Here is a 16,131-nt window from a genome sequence, read left to right on the forward strand (position 1 = left end):
CTGGGGGCGGCCCCGCTAGCGGCCCCGGACCTCGCTGGACGGTGGCTCGGCGTTGCCCGGGCGGTCGCGGACGTCGGCGGTGCACGCGTAGCGGCGGAGGCGGCCGGTGTCCGGGCCGCCCAGGATGACCGAGCCGTCGCCCTCCGTCGCCGCCGAGTCGGACAGGGTGCACACCAGCTGGGCCAGGGCGTAGGAGGTCAGCCGCGACGGCGGCGCGCTCAGCCGGAGCGCGTCCTCGGGGTCCTTCGGACCGGGCCCGCTCACGCTGAGCCCGCCCGGCACATACGTCGTATAGCCCGCGGAGCGCTCGGCCGCCGACGGGGACGCCGCGAGCTGGTCCAGCAGTCCCTGCGCCACGATCACCCGGCGCCGCGCGTCCGGGGTGCCCTCCGGGACGCGCACCGTCCGGTCGACGGCCACCAGGGACGCCCCGCAGAGCAGGAAGACCTGCACGGGCACGCCGTGCGCGGACTGCGTGGACAGGTCCGCTCCGGCCAGCGTGCACGGCACCCGCGAGGGCGCCGCGCCGAAGTCGGTCGGGACCTGCGTGGCCCGGATGCCGCAGCCGCTGAGCAGCAGGCCCAGGAGGGGCAGCGCCAGCAAGCGTCGTACGGTCATGACCCCTCCTCTCCTGATCTTTCCGCGCTTTCGGCGCTTCCCGGATTTCCTGCGGTGTTCTTGCCGTTCTTCTCGCCCTCGTCGGGTTCCTCCGTCAGCCGGGAGGCGTCCCGCGGCAGCCGTAGGGTGAACACCGCGCCGCCGTCGGGCGAGTTGGCGGCGGTGATCTCGCCGCCGTGGATGTGGGCGTTCTCCATGGCGATGGACAGGCCCAGGCCGCTTCCCTCGGAGCGCGGCCGGGAGGCGCTCGCCTTGTAGAAGCGGTCGAAGACATGCGGCAGGACGTCCTCGGGGATGCCGGGCCCGTGGTCGCGCACCGCGACGACCAGATCCTCGCCGTCTATGCGCACCGACACCCGCACCGGCGACCCGCCGTGTTTGAGCGCGTTGCCGATCAGGTTGGCGAGGATGACGTCCAGTCGGCGCGGATCGAGGCGGGCATGGATGCCGCGTTCGGCGTCCAGCTCGACCGCGTCCAGCCAGGCTCGGGCGTCGATGCAGGCGGTGATCTGGTCGGCGATGTCGACGTCGTCGAGGACCAGCCGGGCGGTGCCCGCGTCGAAGCGGGTGACCTCCATCAGGTTCTCGACCAGGTTGTTCAGCCGCCGGGTCTCGCTGACCACCAGCCGGACCGCGGGCTCGATCATCGGATCGATGCCGCCGGCCTCCGACTCCAGCTCCTCCTCCAGCACCTCCGTGACGGCGGTGATCGCGGTCAGCGGCGTACGCAGCTCGTGCGACATGTCCGCCACGAAACGGCGGGACGCCTCGTCCCGCGCGGCCATCTCCGCGACCCGCTGCTCCAGCGCCTCGGCCGCGTTGTTGAACGTCCGCGAGAGGTCGGCGAGTTCGTCCGTGCCGGACACCTGCAGCCGGGTGTCCAGTCTGCCCTCGCCGAGCCGCCGGGCGGCGACGCCCAGCCGGTGCACCGGTTTCAGTACGGTCGTGGCGGCGGCCTGCGCGAGCAGCGCGGCGCCGATCAGGGCGAGCCCGGTGGCGATGCCCAGTGACCAGGCCAGCGAGTTGAGGTCCTTCGCCTCCGGCTCCAGGGACTTGGCCATATAGCCCGTGGGGCCGCCGCCGATCACCTGGGTACCGGCCACCAGATACGGCGTGCCGTGCTGCACGACCCGCTGCCAGTACAGGTGGTACGGCTCCTTGTTGGCGTCGGTCACCTTCTGCTGCTTGTGCACGGCCGTGCGCAGCGTCTTCGGCACGTCCTCCAGCGAGAAGCCGTTGATGCCGCCCGAGTTGCCGTACACCGCCTTGCCGTCGGCGTCCTGGGCGACCAGGAGCACGCTGAAGCGCTGGCTGCTGGCCGCCATCTGGCCCGCCGCACGCTGGAGTTGGTCCTGTGAGGGATGCTCCGGCAGCGCGCCCGCGCGGTTCTGCATCTCCTGCCGGAAGTCGCGCAGCACCGCGTCCTGGGCGCGGGTGAGCACCGCCTCCCGGTTCAGCCAGTAGGCGATGCCCGACGCCGACACGGCGGCCGTCAGGGCCACCAGCCCGAAGACGACGACCAGGCGCAGCCTGAGGCTGGTGAACCTGAGCCGCGACAGATGTCCCTTGCGTCCCGCGGCCCAGCCGCGCAGCCCCCCTTGCGTGTCGGTCACTGAGGGCTGTCCAGGCGGTAGCCGACACCACGGACGGTGCGGATCAGGGTCGGGGACGACGGCACGTCCTCCACCTTGGCGCGCAGCCGCTGCACACACGCGTCCACCAGGCGCGAGTCACCCAGATAGTCGTGCTCCCACACCAGCCGCAGCAGCTGCTGGCGGGACAGCGCCTGACCGGGCCGCCGGCTCAGCTCCAGCAGCAGCCTCAGCTCGGTCGGGGTCAGCTGCAGATCCTCGCCGTTCTTCGTCACGGTCATCGCCGAGCGGTCGATGACGAGGTTGCCGAAGGTCGCCGAGTCGCTGGACTCGCGTTCCCCGCGCCGCAGCACGGCCCGGATCCGGGCGTCCAGCACCCGGCCCTGGACGGGTTTGACGACGTAGTCGTCGGCTCCCGACTCCAGCCCGACCACGACGTCGATGTCGTCGTTGCGCGCGGTCAGCAGGATGATCGGCAGCTGGTCGGTGCGCCGGATGCGCCGGCACACCTCGAAGCCGTCGATACCGGGCAGCATGACGTCCAGCACGATCAGGTCGGGCCGCTGCTCGCGCAGCAGCTTCAGACCGTCCTCACCGCTGGCAGCGGTGGCCACCCGGTGACCCTGGCGCGTCAGGGAGAGCTCCAGGGCCGTCCGGATGGCGTCGTCGTCCTCGATCAGCAACAGGGAAGGCACGGGCTCATTCTGGCCCATGGACGGGGTGTCGTACGACCTGCGCGCACCAGGCCTTTCCTACTGCCACCCTCTGTGCACTTCCTGTGACGGGCCTGGGCGGGACCCCTGTGACAGGTCTGTGACAGTCGACGGACACGCCGATGAAGTCACCCCGGCAGTCTTTTGGACACGGGCCGGACGGTCAGCCGGAGACGGCCCGGCAAGACCGAACCACCGGAAGTCCACCACGGGGAGCGCGAGATGAACACGCTGCACAGCATCAGCACCAGCGCCGTAGTCACGCGTCTGCACGATGTGCACCGGGGTGCCGAGAAGTCCGGTGCCGTGAGCGGGCGGGGGTGCGCTCGCGGCACCGGGCGTCAGCACACCGCGTACATGACGGTGGTTGACGGCCACACGGGGGAAACGCACGGGGGGAACGCGTACAGGGGGGACTCGGGGGAGCAGCGCCGTTCCCTGACGGAGGCGGAGTTCACCGCCTACGTCCAGGAGCGCCGCGCCTCCCTGTACGCCACCGCCTACCACCTGACCGGCGACCGCTTCGAGGCCGAGGACCTGCTGCAGAGCGCGCTGTTCTCGACGTACAAGGCGTGGGACCGGATCAGTGACAAGGCGGCGGTCGGCGGATACCTCCGCCGCACCATGACCAACCTGCACATCAGCGCCTGGCGGCGCCGCAAGCTCAACGAGTACCCGACCGAGGAACTGCCGGAGACGCCCTCCGACACGGACGCGATGCGCGGCACCGAACTGCGCGCGGTCCTGTGGCAGGCGCTGGCGCGGCTGCCCGAGCTGCAGCGCACCATGCTGGTCCTGCGCTACTACGAGGGCCGCACGGACCCGGAGATCGCGGAGATCCTCGACATCAGTGTCGGCACGGTGAAGTCCAGCATCTGGCGGTCGCTCCGCCGGCTGCGCGAGGACGAGGTCCTCAGCTTCGGCCGTGACGAGGAGAACGCCTTCGGCGAGCTGGTCGCCTGAAGGTCAGGGGTCACTGGGGGGTGACCCGGGGGGACACGGGGGAACGGAAAACGGGGGGACACAGGAAGCGGGACTGGAGGGCCGGGGGGCCTGTCCAGTCCCGCTTCTCGTGTGTGCGGGCGGGGGCACCCGTCCAGGCGGGTGTACGACCGCTACGCCGCCGTCTGCTGGCGTGCGTGCCGCCCCGCCGCCGCTGCCGCCAGCCGGCCCAGCGCCTCGTCCCGGCCGCACGGATGCGCGCCCAGGGACACCTGGCGGGCCACGATCGACCGCTCCGTGCGCATCAGCCGCCAGCCGCGGCGCAGCAGGAACGGCACCGACTTGCGCCCCTCCTTCAGATCGCGCAGGAAGCGGCGGCGGAAGGTGGTGACGGCGCCCCGGGTCAGACACAGCGCGTCCGCGAGTACACCCAGTTCGCGCAGGCGCCCGACGATCTCCGCGGCGAAGATGCCCTCCGCGACGAACAGTGGGGTACGGCCTATGTGCAGCGTCTCCTCGCCGGTGCGGGCGCTCAGCGCGATGTCGTACACCGGTACCGGTGTCGACCCGGTGGCGCACAGCCGGCTGATCGCCTCGACGGCGACGGCCGCGTCCCATGACTCCGGGTGGTCCCAGTCGATGTCCGAACTCCCCTCCACCAGGGGCAGAGTCGGGTCGTCGCCCTCCTTGTAGAAGTCGTCGAGGCGCAGTACGGGGAGCCCGGAACGGGCGGCGACGAGTGACTTGCCCGAGCCCGAGGGACCGCACAGCAGCACGACTCGGGCGGGGGACGGAGGATGAATGCTCACGGAACACCAGTTTGACGCATGGTGGGCCGCCTGCCGACCCCGCGGGTCGGCTTTTGAGCGTGACTCCCGCCTCAACTACCCTACGTGTCGACCTCTTTACCCTGCGTATCAGAAGGTGGCCCCGCATGGCACGACACGCGTCCCCCCTCAACCACACCGCGCAGCGCGCCCTCATCGTCCTCGCGACCGCCACGGCGGCGCTGGGCGCGGGCGTGGCGACGGCCTCCGCGGCGGACGCCCCTCGCGCCGCGGAGGTGCCCCTGCGGGCCGCCTCGCTCGAGGCGATGTCCCCGCAGGCCGGGACCCAGGTGCCGGGGCTGACCGACTACGCCGCCGTCCCCCTGGAGGCCCTCCAGTACACCCCGGTCGCCCACACCCGTGTCCTCCCGGTCGACGAAGGCGACCTCGGCAGCCTGACCGGCCCGATCGCCCGGACCGGTCCGGTCGGCATCGTTCCGGTGACGGAGGGGCTCAGCGGGGTGCTGGGCGGCATGGCCGGAATGGAGTAGCCGACCGCGGACGCCGGTGGCCGACCACACGAGAGAGCCGCGCCTTCCCCGGACGGAGGGAAGACACGGCTCTCGGTCGTGAGGACCGGCGCGGTGCGGCGGGTGCCCGGCTCAGTACGACGAGCCGGACGCGCCCAGCGAACCCGTCGGGTGCCAGACCGTCTTGGTCTCCAGGAACGCCGTCATCCGGTCGATGCCCGGCGTCTCGAAGTAATCCACAGCCTGTGGACGAAGTGCCCGCTTCAGGTTGTCCGCCGCCGCGATCTCCAGCTCCTTCGCCAGCGCCTCGTCGGCGCCCGCGAGGTCGATCGCGTTGACGTCCTGGTGCGCGGCGAGCGGCGCCGCGATCTCCGCCGTACGGCCGGACAGGACGTTGACCACGCCGCCGGGGACGTCGGAGGTGGCCAGCACCTCTGCCAGGGAGAGGGCCGGGAGCGGGGCCTTCTCGCTCGCGATCACGACCGCGGTGTTGCCGGTGGCGATCACGGGGGCGACGACCGAGACCAGGCCCAGGAAGGACGACTCCTGCGGGGCCAGTACGGCGACGACGCCGGTCGGCTCCGGGGAGGAGAGGTTGAAGAACGGGCCCGCGACCGGGTTGGCGCCGCCGGTCACCTGGGCGATCTTGTCGGTCCAGCCCGCGTACCAGACCCAGCGGTCGATCGCGGCGTCCACGATCGCGGCCGCCTTCGCCTTGGACAGGCCCTCCGCGTCGGCCACTTCGCGCACGAACTGCTCGCGGCGGCCCTCCAGCATCTCCGCGACGCGGTAGAGGACCTGGCCGCGGTTGTACGCCGTCGCGCCGGACCAGCCGCCGAACGCCTTGCGCGCGGCCACGACCGCGTCCCGGGCGTCCTTGCGGGAGGAGAGGGGAGCGTTGGCCAGCCACTTGCCCTTCGAGTCCGTCACCTCGTACACCCGGCCGCTCTCGGAACGCGGGAACTTCCCGCCGACGTACAGCTTGTAGGTCTTGAAGACGTTCAAACGGTCAGACATCGAGGTACGCCTCCAGGCCGTGGCGGCCGCCCTCGCGGCCGAAGCCCGACTCCTTGTAGCCGCCGAACGGCGAGGTCGGGTCGAACTTGTTGAACGTGTTGGACCAGATCACGCCCGCGCGGAGCTTGCTCGCCACCGCCAGGATCCGCGAGCCCTTCTCGGTCCAGATGCCCGCCGACAGGCCGTACTGCGTGTTGTTCGCCTTGGCGACCGCCTCGTCCGGCGTGCGGAAGGTGAGGACCGACAGCACCGGGCCGAAGATCTCGTCGCGGGCGATGGTGTGCGCCTGGGTGACGTTCGTGAACAGCGTCGGCGCGAACCAGTAGCCGGAGGCCGGCAGCTCGCAGGCCGGGGACCAGCGCTCGGCGCCCTCCGCCTCGCCCTGCTCGGTCAGCGCGGTGATCCGGGCCAGCTGCTCGGCGGAGTTGATCGCGCCGATGTCGGTGTTCTTGTCCAGCGGGTCACCGAGGCGGAGCGTCGACAGACGGCGCTTCAGCGACTCCAGCAGCTCGTCCTGGATCGACTCCTGGACCAGCAGACGGCTGCCCGCGCAGCAGACCTGGCCCTGGTTGAAGAAGATGCCGGTGACGATGCCCTCGACGGCCTGGTCGATCGGGGCGTCGTCGAAGACGATGTTGGCGCCCTTGCCGCCCAGTTCGAGGGTGAGCTTCTTCTTCGTGCCCGCGACGGTGCGGGCGATCTCCTTGCCCACGGCCGTGGAGCCGGTGAAGGCGACCTTGTCGACGTCCGGGTGGGCCACGAGCGCGGCGCCCGCGTCGCCGTAGCCCGGAAGGATGTTGACGACACCCTTCGGCAGGCCGGCCTGGCGGCAGATGTCCGCGAAGAAGAGCGCGGAGAGGGGGGTCGTCTCGGCGGGCTTGAGCACGACCGTGTTGCCGGTCGCGAGGGCCGGTGCGATCTTCCACGCCAGCATCAGCAGCGGGAAGTTCCAGGGGATGACCTGGCCCGCCACGCCCAGCGGGCGCGGGCCGGCGCCGAAGCCGGCGTGGTCGAGCTTGTCGGCCCAGCCCGCGTAGTAGAAGAAGTGCGCGGCGACCAGCGGGAGGTCCGCGTCGCGGGTCTCCTTGATCGGCTTGCCGTTGTCCAGCGTCTCCAGGACGGCCAGCTCGCGGCTGCGCTCCTGGATGATCCGGGCGATGCGGAACAGGTACTTGGCGCGCTCGGAGCCGGGCAGCGCCGACCACTTCTCGAAGGCCTTGCGGGCGGCCCTGACGGCACGCTCGACGTCCTCGGCACCGGCCTGGGCGACCTCGGAGAGCACTTCTTCCGTGCTCGGGCTGACGGTCTTGAAGACCTTGCCGTCGGCCGCGTCCACGAACTCGCCGTCGATGAAGAGGCCGTAGGAGGGGGCGATGTCGACGACCGAGCGGGACTCGGGCGCCGGGGCGTACTCGAATGCGGATGCCATGGTGATCAGTCCACCGTCACGTAGTCGGGGCCGGAGTAGCGGCCGGTGGCCAGCCTCTGACGCTGCATCAGCAGATCGTTCAGCAGCGAGGAGGCGCCGAAGCGGAACCAGTGGTTGTCCAGCCAGTCCTCGCCCGCGGTCTCGTTGACCAGGACCAGGAACTTGATGGCGTCCTTGGTGGTGCGGATGCCGCCGGCCGGCTTCACGCCGACCTGGATGCCGGTCTGGGCGCGGAAGTCCCGCACGGCCTCCAGCATGAGGAGGGTGTTGGCGGGGGTCGCGTTCACCGCCACCTTGCCGGTCGAGGTCTTGATGAAGTCGGCGCCGGCGAGCATGCCGAGCCAGGAGGCGCGGCGGATGTTGTCGTACGTCGACAGCTCGCCGGTCTCGAAGATGACCTTCAGTCGGGCGCTGTCGCCGCAGGCCTGCTTCACGGCGACGATCTCGTCGTACACCTTCAGGTACTTGCCGGCGAGGAACGCGCCCCGGTCGATGACCATGTCGATCTCGTCGGCGCCCGCGGCGACGGCGTCACGGACGTCGGCCAGTTTCACGTCGAGGGCGGCGCGGCCGGCCGGGAAGGCGGTGGCGACCGAGGCGACCTTGACGCCGGAGCCGGCGACGGCCTCCTTGGCGGCGGCCACCATGTCGGGGTAGACGCAGACGGCCGCCGTGGTCGGGGTCGTCCGGTCCGTCGAGTCCGGGTGGACCGCCTTGGCGCCGAGCGCCCGGACCTTGCCCGGGGTGTCCGCGCCTTCCAGCGTCGTCAGGTCGACCATCGAGATGGCGAGGTCGATGGCGTACGCCTTCGCGGTGGTCTTGATGGAACGGGTGCCGAGAGACGCGGCGCGCGCCTCCAGGCCGACCGCGTCGACGCCGGGCAGCCCGTACAGGAAGCGGCGCAGCGTGCTGTCGGACGCGGTGACGTCGGCGAGAGCCGGTGCTGGGGGTGCGGTGATGGGCATGGTCACCAGACGAGCATATCTACGCGCGTAGCGGATGTATAGCCCCGGGACGCCTCCGGCTGCTCATCTCACATCCGGGGGTCACGGATGAGCGGCGGTGCCGGGGTACGTGGAGCATTCGCGCCGGTGTCATGGAGAATCGGCAGCATGACGACCCCGGACCACCAGTCACCCGCGTCACAGCCCCCGGTGCCCGACGCCAAGGACCGGATCTACCGCTCGCCCCTGGCGCTCGCGGGCGGCGTGCTGTTGCTGCTCGTCGTCGGCTGGCTCGGCTTCGACGCGCTGTTCCAGGGCCATGGCCGCGCCCCCTGGCTGGCGCTCGCCGGGATGATCATGGTCGTGCCGCTGGTGATCGCCTTCACGCTCCGCCCGGCGGTCTTCGCCGGCGAGGACCGGCTGCGCGTCCGCAACCCGTTCCGGGTCATCGGCCTGCCCTGGGGCGAGGTCGCCTCGCTGCGCTCCGGCTACTCCAACGAGGTCGTCGCCAAGTCCGGCCGCAAGTACCAGCTGTGGTCCATTCCGGTCTCGCTGCGGGCCCGCAAGCGGGCGGAGGTCCGCAAGTCGCGGGCGGCGGCCGATGCGGCGCGCGGCGGGGCCGCGCCCAGGGGGCTCGGCGGCCTGGGCAGCTTCGGCAGCGCCGCCGGCTCCGCCGTCCAGAGCGGACCGACCCGCGCAGACACCGACCAGGTCATGGACGAACTGCGGGAGACGCTGGAGCGGCGCGGCACGGCGGAGTCGGCGCAGGGGGAGGTCACCGTGCGCTGGGCGTACGAGGTGATCGCGCCCGCGGCGGCCGGTGCGGTGCTTCTCGCGATCCTGCTGGCGACCGGCTGAGCGAACCGTTACTGCGGGCCGCATGCTTCGATGACTTCGATGACACAGCCGTCCGCCGCCGGGTCTGGTGGCGGCGGGGCGCCGTCGGGGCGTACGTGAGCACGAAGGGGTGCCCCGGCGAGGGCACCCCTTCGACATGCGTACGGCTCAGAGGCCCGCGGCCGCCGACAGGTCGCGCTTCAGCGCGCTCAGCAGCTTCGCCGCGTGCGCGTGGGCGGCCGGCAGCTTGGCGTGGGCCGCGACCGGTACGACGACCTCCAGGTAGCACTTCAGCTTCGGCTCGGTGCCGCTCGGGCGGACGATCACCCGGGCGCCGTCGAGGGTGTAGCGCAGGCCGTCGGTGGGCGGCAGCCTGTCCGTGCCCCGGGTGAGGTCCTCGGCCTTGGTGACGGCGAGGCCGGCCAGCTCGGTCGGCGGCTGCTCGCGCAGGCGGCGCATCGCGTCCGTGATGACGGACAGGTCCTGGACGCGGACCGACAGCTGGTCGGTGGCGTGCAGGCCGTGCTCCACGGCGAGGTCGTCGAGGAGGTCCAGGAGGGTACGGCCCTCCTCCTTGAGCTGGGAGGCCAGCTCGGTGATCAGGAGCGCGGCGGTGATGCCGTCCTTGTCGCGCACGCCCTCGGGGTCCACGCAGTAGCCGAGGGCCTCCTCGTAGCCGTAGCGCAGGCCCTCCACGCGGGCGATCCACTTGAAGCCGGTGAGGGTCTCCTCGTACGGCAGGCCCGCCTTCTCGGCGATACGGCCGAGGAGGGAGGAGGAGACGATCGACTCGGCGAACACACCGGTCGCGCCCCGGCGGACCAGGTGGGCGGCGAGCAGGGCGCCCACCTCGTCGCCGCGCAGCATGCGCCAGGCCCCGCCGTCGCGCACGGCCACCGCGCAGCGGTCGGCGTCCGGGTCGTTGGCGATCACCAGGTCGGGGTCGGTCGCGTGGGCCTGGGCGAAGGCGAGGTCCATCGCGCCCGGCTCCTCCGGGTTGGGGAAGGCGACCGTCGGGAAGTCCGGGTCCGGTTCGGCCTGCTCGGCGACCAGCACCGGCTCGGGGAAGCCGGCGCGGGCGAACGCGGCGAGGAGGACGTCCTTGCCGACGCCGTGCATCGCCGTGTAGACCGTGCGGGCGGTGCGGGGGGAGCCGGGGGCCAGTACGGCGTCCGTACGGGCGAGGTAGGCGTCCAGGACGCGGTCGTCCAGGGTCTCCCAGCCGGCGTCCGGGCGGGGTACGTCGTTCAGGGAGGCGATCGCGTCGATCTCGGCGGCGATCTCCGCGTCGGCGGGCGGCACGATCTGGGAGCCGTCGCCGAGGTAGACCTTGTAGCCGTTGTCCCGGGGCGGGTTGTGGCTGGCGGTGACCTCCACGCCCGCGACCGCGCCGAGGTGCCGTATGGCGTACGCCAGGACCGGGGTGGGCAGCGGGCGGGGGAGTACGGCGGCACGCAGGCCGGCGCCGGTCATCACGGCGGCGGTGTCGCGGGCGAAGTCGGCGGACTTGTGGCGGGCGTCGTAGCCGACGACGACGAGTCCGCCCCTCTGGCCGTTCTTCTTCAGGTACGCGGCGAGGCCGGCGGCGGCGCGGATGACGACGCTGCGGTTCATGCGCATGGGGCCGGCGCCGAGTTCGCCTCGCAGGCCGGCGGTGCCGAACTGGAGCGTGCCGCTGAAGCGGGCCGACAGCTCCTGCGTGTCGCCGGCGTCGATCAGCTCGGCGAGTTCGTCACGGGTCTCCGCGTCGGGGTCCTCGGCGAGCCATGCCTTGGCCCGGGCGATGAGATCGTCGTGCACCTTGGGATCAACCTCTCCTGTGTTTGCCTTGGCCACTGGGGGCTCCGCCCCCAGACCCCCGTTTTGCCCACCCGCCCAACCGACTCGGTCGGCTGAGAAGCGGGCGAGCAGGTTCGCACCACCACCACCGCAACACCGGCGGCCCGCCCGCGCCACCGCTGTACCTGGCAGCCCACCCGCGCCACCGCCGTACCCGGTGGCTTGCTCGTGTCCACCGCCGTACCCGGCGGCTTGCGCGCGGCCCCCGTTCCCGGTGGCTTGCTCGCGTCTGCCTTTGTACCCGGAGGTCCGCTTGCGTCCACTGGTGTACCTGGCGGCCTGCTTGCGGTCCCCATGTTCGGTGGCCCGCTTGCGTCCACCGCCGTATGCGACGGCCTGCCGACGACCCTCGTTCCCGGTGGCCTGCTCGCGACCTCGTTCCCGGTGGCCTGCTCGCGGGCCCGTTCCCGGCGTCCGCCTGCGTCCACCGCCATGACCGGCGCTCCGCTGCGCCGCCGATGTACCCGGTGGCCCGCTCGCGTTACCCCGGTTCCCGGTGGCCCGCTCGCGACACCCCCGTTCCCGGTGGCCTGCTCGCGGCCCCCGTACCCAGCGGTCCACTTGCGTCCGCCGGTGTTTCCGGCGTGTCCGGCGGTTCGGTCGTGGTCGGTGTGTGGTGGCTGTTGTTCTTCTACAGCTTGCCCAGTACCTGGGTCAGCAGCTGGCCCATTCGGGAGGCGGAGTCGCGGCCGGCCTGGAGGACCTCCTCGTGGTTGAGGGGCTCGCCGGTCATGCCGGCCGCCAGGTTGGTGACCAGGGAGATGCCCAGCACCTCGGCGCCCGCCTCACGCGCGGCGATGGCCTCCAGGACCGTGGACATGCCGACCAGGTCCGCGCCGATGACACGGGCCATGCGGATCTCGGCCGGGGTCTCGTAGTGCGGGCCGGGGAACTGCGCGTAGACACCCTCCTCCAGGGAGGGGTCGATGTCCTTGCACAGGGCGCGCAGGCGGGGGGAGTAGAGGTCCGTCAGGTCGACGAAGTTGGCGCCGACGATCGGGGAGGTGGCGGTGAGGTTGATGTGGTCGCTGATCAGGACCGGCTGGCCGGGGCGCATGCCCTCGCGCAGACCGCCGCAGCCGTTGGTGAGCACGATGGTCTTGCAGCCGGCGGCCACGGCCGTACGGACGCCGTGCGCGACGGCGGCGACGCCACGGCCCTCGTAGTAGTGCGTGCGGCCCAGGAAGACCAGGGCGCGCTTGTCACCGAAGGAGTACGAGCGGATCTTGCCGCCGTGCCCCGCGACGGCCGGCGGCGGGAAGCCGGGCAGCTCGGTGACCTGGAACTCGGCGTCGGGTGCGCCCAGGGCGTCGACGGCCGGAGCCCAGCCGGAGCCCATCACGAGGGCGACGTCGTGGGTCTCGGCGCCGGTGAGTTCGCGCAGGCGCGCGGCGGCGGCGTCGGCGGCGGCGTACGGGTCGCCCTGGATGTCGTCCGGAAGGAGAGATGCGTTCACGTCGACGAGAGTAGCTCGTCTTCGCCTACGCGCGTAGATGACAGACGTCACGGGATCGCTTTCGTTGTCTTGTTGTTTCCGACGAAACCCGTGACGCAGGAGGTCTTTGCGTCTCCTGTCGATCGGCTGTGCTCAGCAGGGGCGCTTGCGGAGTTCCATCACATAGTCGTGGGGCGCTCCGGCGGACTCCGCCGCGTCGGCGATCTCGCCCAGATAGCGCGCCGAGGGCAGACCGCCCTCATAGCCGTTGAGCGCGTACGTCCATGCCGCCTCCTCGCCGTCGAGGGTGTGCACGCGCACGCGTACCCGGCGGTAGACATCCAGGCCCACGCCCTCCCACCGGTCGAGGGACTCCTCGTCCATCGGTGCGATGTCGTACAGGCCGACGAAGACCTGCGCGAGCGGATCCTCGACGATGGTCGCCAGCGCGCCCTCCCAGCCCAGCTGCTCACCGCCGAACGTCAGCCGCCAGCCGTTCAGCCAGCCCGTTGCGCGCAGCGGGGAGTGCGGGGCGCGGTGGGACATCAGGCGCGCGTCGAGATTCCCGGCGTACGCGGCATAGAGCGACATGCACAGAGGGTACGGCAGGGAAAGTCCCGTCACTCGCGCCCCCGCAGACACTCGCGCGCGCCCCCGGGCAGTAGCACCTTGAAGCGTGCGGGACAATGGAGTACGTGACTCGGATCGTGATCATCGGTGGCGGACCCGGCGGATATGAAGCGGCCCTGGTGGCCGCCCAGCTCGGGGCGGAGGTGACCGTCGTCGACTGCGACGGTCTGGGCGGAGCGTCGGTGCTGACCGACTGCGTGCCGTCGAAGACCCTGATCGCCACGGCCGAGGTGATGACCACCTTCGACTCCTCCTACGAGGAGCTGGGCATCATCGTGGCCGACGACACCCCGCCGCTGGAGCAGGCCGCCCGGGTGGTCGGCGTGGATCTGGGGAAGGTGAACCGCCGTGTGAAGCGGCTCGCGCTCGCCCAGTCGCACGACATCACCGCCTCCGTCACGCGTGCCGGCGCCCGGGTCATGCGCGGCCGCGGCCGGCTGGAGGGCATGCAGGGCCTCGACGGGTCCCGGAAGGTCGTCGTCACCGCCGCCGACGGCACCGAGGAGACCCTCACCGCCGACGCCGTCCTCATCGCGACCGGTGGTCACCCGCGTGAGCTGCCGGACGCCCAGCCCGACGGCGAGCGCATCCTCAACTGGACCCAGGTCTACGACCTCACCGAGCTACCGGAAGAGCTGATCGTGGTCGGCTCCGGTGTGACCGGTGCCGAGTTCGCCGGTGCCTATCAGGCGCTGGGGTCCAAGGTCACGCTCGTGTCGTCGCGGGACCGCGTGCTGCCGGGCGAGGACCCCGACGCCGCCGCCGTCCTGGAGGACGTCTTCCGGCGCCGCGGCATGAACGTCATGGCCCGCTCCCGTGCGCAGTCCGCCAAGCGCGTCGGCGACCGGGTCGAGGTGACGCTGGCCGACGGCCGGGTCATCACCGGCTCGCACTGCCTCATGGCCGTCGGCGCCATCCCGAACAGCGCGGGGCTCGGCCTGGAGGAGGCCGGCGTCAAGCTGCGCGACTCGGGTCACATCTGGACCGACAAGGTCTCGCGTACGACCGCTCCGGGCGTGTACGCGGCCGGTGACGTGACCGGCGTCTTCGCGCTGGCCTCCGTCGCCGCCATGCAGGGACGTATCGCCATGTACCACTTCCTCGGCGACGCGGTGGCCCCGCTGAACCTGAAGACGGTCTCCTCGAACGTCTTCACCGACCCCGAGATCGCGACGGTCGGCTACACGCAGGCCGACGTCGACGCGGGCAAGATCGACGCGAGGGTCGTCAAGCTCCCCCTGCTCCGCAACCCGCGCGCCAAGATGCAGGGCATCCGCGACGGCTTCGTCAAGATCTTCTGCCGGCCGGGTACGGGCATCGTCGTCGGCGGTGTGGTCGTGGCGCCGCGCGCCTCGGAACTGATCCACCCCATCTCGATCGCCGTCGACAACAATCTGACGGTCGAACAGATCGCGAACGCGTTCACGGTGTACCCCTCCCTTTCGGGGTCGATCGCCGAGGTGGCCCGGCAGCTGCACACCCGCAAGGCGGGCGTCGAGGTCTGACGGCCGGTTCCGACTTCCCGCTGGTCATGGGGGATTCCGGCGTGTGCACACGGCATAGTCGGGGCGGGTAAGCCCTATACCACTTCCCGCCCCGCCATGCGAACAACTTCTGTTATTCGGCGCAAACTGCTGAAAGCAGACGGTCGCTGGGGTTACTGTCAGTTTCGTGTTCGCTGCTGAACGTCGCCAATTGATCCTCGAAATGGTGCGAGCGAACGGTGCCGTGTCGCTCCGTGAACTCGCCCGCGTCGTCCAGACCTCCGAAGTGACCGTACGGCGGGACGTGCGGGCACTGGAGGCAGAAGGACTCCTCGACCGCCGTCACGGCGGTGCCGTACTGCCGGGCGGTTTCACGCGCGAGTCGGGCTTCCCGCAGAAGTCCCATCTCGCGACCGCCGAGAAGACGGCCATCGCCGATCTCGCCGCGGGTCTCGTCGAAGAGGGCGAGGCCATCGTGGTCGGCGCGGGTACCACCACGCAGGAGCTGGCCCGCCGGCTCGCGCGGGTGCCCGGCCTGACCGTCGTCACCAACTCCCTCCTGGTCGCCCAGGCGTTGGCCCATGCCAACCGGGTGGAGGTCGTGATGACCGGCGGCACCCTGCGCGGCTCCAACTACGCCCTCGTCGGCTCCGGCGCGGAGCAGTCCCTGCAGGGGCTGCGGGTGTCCAAGGCCTTCCTGTCCGGGAGTGGGCTCACCGCCGAGCGCGGGCTGTCCACGTCCAACATGCTCTCGGCCTCCGTCGACCGGGCCCTCGTCCAGGCCGCCGCCGAGGTCGTCGTCCTCGCCGACCACACCAAGCTCGGCACGGACACGATGTTCCAGACCGTGCCGACGGACGTCATCACCCGCCTGGTCACCGACGAGCCCCCGGGCCACGACGACCGCGCCGCCACCGAGTTGCAGGCCCTCGCCGACCAGGGCGTGCAGATCGCCGTGGCCGGGGCGAACGGGGCCCCTTCGGGGGGTGAGCAGGCCCCGGCGCGGCGTGCGTCCCTGCCGGGGCCTAGGCGGGGCATGTCGCTCCGCTCGGGGGCGGGGATGGAGCCGACAGGAGTGGAGCGGGGGCGCGTCGCTGATCTACGGCGGCGCTGAGAGCGGGCGGAGCCGCACGCCGGATACCGCCCGGCGCCCCTAGGCCCTGTCGTCAAACTCCCTCCCCCACTGCCTTAAGGGCGTGGGAGATGCCCCCAGCCCCGCGGCGTCTGGTACGCACTCCCCCACGCTCGGCTTCGCTCGCGCGGGGGGGACCCCCACGCCGCGTTGCCGAACCGCCCACGTGGCGCCGCCACGAGGGCGCTCCGGCGCCTTGCGATCGCACGCACCAAACGCCGC

Annotated in this window: 15 protein-coding genes; 5 read left to right on the forward strand and 10 right to left on the reverse strand. The window is 71.6% G+C overall.

All coding sequences use genetic code 11. The features are described from left to right. Nucleotides 1-15: 15 nt before the first annotated feature. From AB0L75_RS23435 to afsQ1, 3 genes are read right to left on the reverse strand one after another with little or no spacing between them, the layout of a single operon-like run. Nucleotides 16-618: a hypothetical protein gene (locus tag AB0L75_RS23435; protein ID WP_365183909.1), complete on the reverse strand. Its 603-nt coding sequence runs from the start codon at nucleotides 616-618 to the stop codon at nucleotides 16-18. Beyond that, nucleotides 615-2,231 carry a HAMP domain-containing sensor histidine kinase gene (locus AB0L75_RS23440; protein ID WP_365183912.1) on the reverse strand — a complete coding sequence of 539 codons (1,617 nt, stop codon included), beginning with the start codon at nucleotides 2,229-2,231 and terminating at the stop codon, nucleotides 615-617. Before AB0L75_RS23440 ends, AB0L75_RS23435 begins: the two co-directional genes overlap by 4 nt. Then, the gene (afsQ1, locus tag AB0L75_RS23445; protein WP_184965132.1) at nucleotides 2,228-2,905 is read right to left on the reverse strand and encodes a two-component system response regulator AfsQ1; all 678 of its coding nucleotides are present in this window, start codon (nucleotides 2,903-2,905) and stop codon (nucleotides 2,228-2,230) included. The genes AB0L75_RS23440 and afsQ1 overlap by 4 nt, the downstream gene beginning before the upstream one ends. A 240-nt stretch (nucleotides 2,906-3,145) precedes the next feature. Between afsQ1 and AB0L75_RS23450 the strand changes: the two genes are divergently transcribed. Next, entirely contained in the window at nucleotides 3,146-3,886 is a 741-nt protein-coding gene (locus AB0L75_RS23450) for a SigE family RNA polymerase sigma factor (protein ID WP_365183915.1), read from the forward strand. 152 nt (nucleotides 3,887-4,038) lie between these two features. On the opposite strand, the gene AB0L75_RS23455 is transcribed toward AB0L75_RS23450, so the two are convergent. Next, the gene (locus AB0L75_RS23455; RefSeq protein WP_365184272.1) at nucleotides 4,039-4,641 is read right to left on the reverse strand and encodes a uridine kinase; all 603 of its coding nucleotides are present in this window, start codon (nucleotides 4,639-4,641) and stop codon (nucleotides 4,039-4,041) included. A gap of 158 nt (nucleotides 4,642-4,799) precedes the next feature. Here AB0L75_RS23455 and AB0L75_RS23460 point away from each other — a divergent pair, with 158 nt between their 5' ends. Then, entirely contained in the window at nucleotides 4,800-5,183 is a 384-nt protein-coding gene (locus AB0L75_RS23460) for a hypothetical protein (protein WP_365183918.1), read from the forward strand. A 111-nt stretch (nucleotides 5,184-5,294) separates the two neighbouring features. Here the strand turns inward: AB0L75_RS23460 and AB0L75_RS23465 are convergent, their stop codons facing one another. From AB0L75_RS23465 to deoC, 3 genes are read right to left on the reverse strand one after another with little or no spacing between them, the layout of a single operon-like run. After that, a complete protein-coding gene (locus AB0L75_RS23465) occupies nucleotides 5,295-6,179 on the reverse strand; it encodes an aldehyde dehydrogenase family protein (RefSeq protein WP_365183921.1) in 885 nt (294 codons plus the stop codon). Further along, nucleotides 6,172-7,608: an aldehyde dehydrogenase family protein gene (locus tag AB0L75_RS23470; RefSeq protein WP_365183923.1), complete on the reverse strand. Its 1,437-nt coding sequence runs from the start codon at nucleotides 7,606-7,608 to the stop codon at nucleotides 6,172-6,174. Before AB0L75_RS23470 ends, AB0L75_RS23465 begins: the two co-directional genes overlap by 8 nt. Nucleotides 7,609-7,613: 5 nt before the next feature. Beyond that, the gene (deoC, locus tag AB0L75_RS23475; protein ID WP_365184273.1) at nucleotides 7,614-8,573 is read right to left on the reverse strand and encodes a deoxyribose-phosphate aldolase; all 960 of its coding nucleotides are present in this window, start codon (nucleotides 8,571-8,573) and stop codon (nucleotides 7,614-7,616) included. Between the two features lie 147 nt (nucleotides 8,574-8,720). Between deoC and AB0L75_RS23480 the strand changes: the two genes are divergently transcribed. Continuing rightward, nucleotides 8,721-9,410, forward strand: coding sequence for a PH domain-containing protein (locus AB0L75_RS23480; protein ID WP_365183926.1), 690 nt, complete (start codon nucleotides 8,721-8,723; stop codon nucleotides 9,408-9,410). A 147-nt stretch (nucleotides 9,411-9,557) separates the two neighbouring features. Here the strand turns inward: AB0L75_RS23480 and AB0L75_RS23485 are convergent, their stop codons facing one another. From AB0L75_RS23485 to AB0L75_RS23495, 3 genes are all read right to left on the reverse strand, one after another. Next, on the reverse strand, nucleotides 9,558-11,189 hold the full coding sequence (locus AB0L75_RS23485) for a phospho-sugar mutase (RefSeq protein ID WP_365183928.1): 1,632 nt from the start codon (nucleotides 11,187-11,189) through the stop codon (nucleotides 9,558-9,560). A gap of 670 nt (nucleotides 11,190-11,859) precedes the next feature. Further along, nucleotides 11,860-12,684, reverse strand: a complete 825-nt coding sequence (locus AB0L75_RS23490) for a purine-nucleoside phosphorylase (protein ID WP_365183930.1) — start codon at nucleotides 12,682-12,684, stop codon at nucleotides 11,860-11,862. Nucleotides 12,685-12,816: 132 nt separating this feature from the next. After that, on the reverse strand, nucleotides 12,817-13,254 hold the full coding sequence (locus AB0L75_RS23495; RefSeq protein ID WP_365183933.1) for a gamma-glutamylcyclotransferase family protein: 438 nt from the start codon (nucleotides 13,252-13,254) through the stop codon (nucleotides 12,817-12,819). 95 nt (nucleotides 13,255-13,349) lie between these two features. Between AB0L75_RS23495 and AB0L75_RS23500 the strand changes: the two genes are divergently transcribed. Then, a complete protein-coding gene (locus AB0L75_RS23500; protein WP_365183935.1) occupies nucleotides 13,350-14,798 on the forward strand; it encodes an NAD(P)H-quinone dehydrogenase in 1,449 nt (482 codons plus the stop codon). Between the two features lie 166 nt (nucleotides 14,799-14,964). Continuing rightward, nucleotides 14,965-15,891 (forward strand): DeoR/GlpR family DNA-binding transcription regulator, encoded by a 927-nt coding sequence (locus tag AB0L75_RS23505; RefSeq protein ID WP_365183938.1) that lies wholly within the window; start codon nucleotides 14,965-14,967, stop codon nucleotides 15,889-15,891. The last annotated feature ends 240 nt before the right edge of the window (nucleotides 15,892-16,131 follow it).

Origin of the sequence: Streptomyces sp. NPDC052101, assembly GCF_040680235.1 — a bacterium.
GTDB lineage: Bacteria > Actinomycetota > Actinomycetes > Streptomycetales > Streptomycetaceae > Streptomyces.

Coding starts and splice junctions, on each gene's coding strand:
- AB0L75_RS23435 (WP_365183909.1), bottom strand. CDS start 618: ATGACCGTACGACGCTTGCTGGCGCTGCCCCTCCTGGGCCTGCTGCTC.
- AB0L75_RS23450 (WP_365183915.1), top strand. CDS start 3,146: ATGAACACGCTGCACAGCATCAGCACCAGCGCCGTAGTCACGCGTCTG.
- AB0L75_RS23460 (WP_365183918.1), top strand. CDS start 4,800: ATGGCACGACACGCGTCCCCCCTCAACCACACCGCGCAGCGCGCCCTC.
- AB0L75_RS23465 (WP_365183921.1), bottom strand. CDS start 6,179: ATGTCTGACCGTTTGAACGTCTTCAAGACCTACAAGCTGTACGTCGGC.
- AB0L75_RS23470 (WP_365183923.1), bottom strand. CDS start 7,608: ATGGCATCCGCATTCGAGTACGCCCCGGCGCCCGAGTCCCGCTCGGTC.
- deoC (WP_365184273.1), bottom strand. CDS start 8,573: ATGCCCATCACCGCACCCCCAGCACCGGCTCTCGCCGACGTCACCGCG.
- AB0L75_RS23480 (WP_365183926.1), top strand. CDS start 8,721: ATGACGACCCCGGACCACCAGTCACCCGCGTCACAGCCCCCGGTGCCC.
- AB0L75_RS23495 (WP_365183933.1), bottom strand. CDS start 13,254: ATGTCGCTCTATGCCGCGTACGCCGGGAATCTCGACGCGCGCCTGATG.
- AB0L75_RS23500 (WP_365183935.1), top strand. CDS start 13,350: ATGGAGTACGTGACTCGGATCGTGATCATCGGTGGCGGACCCGGCGGA.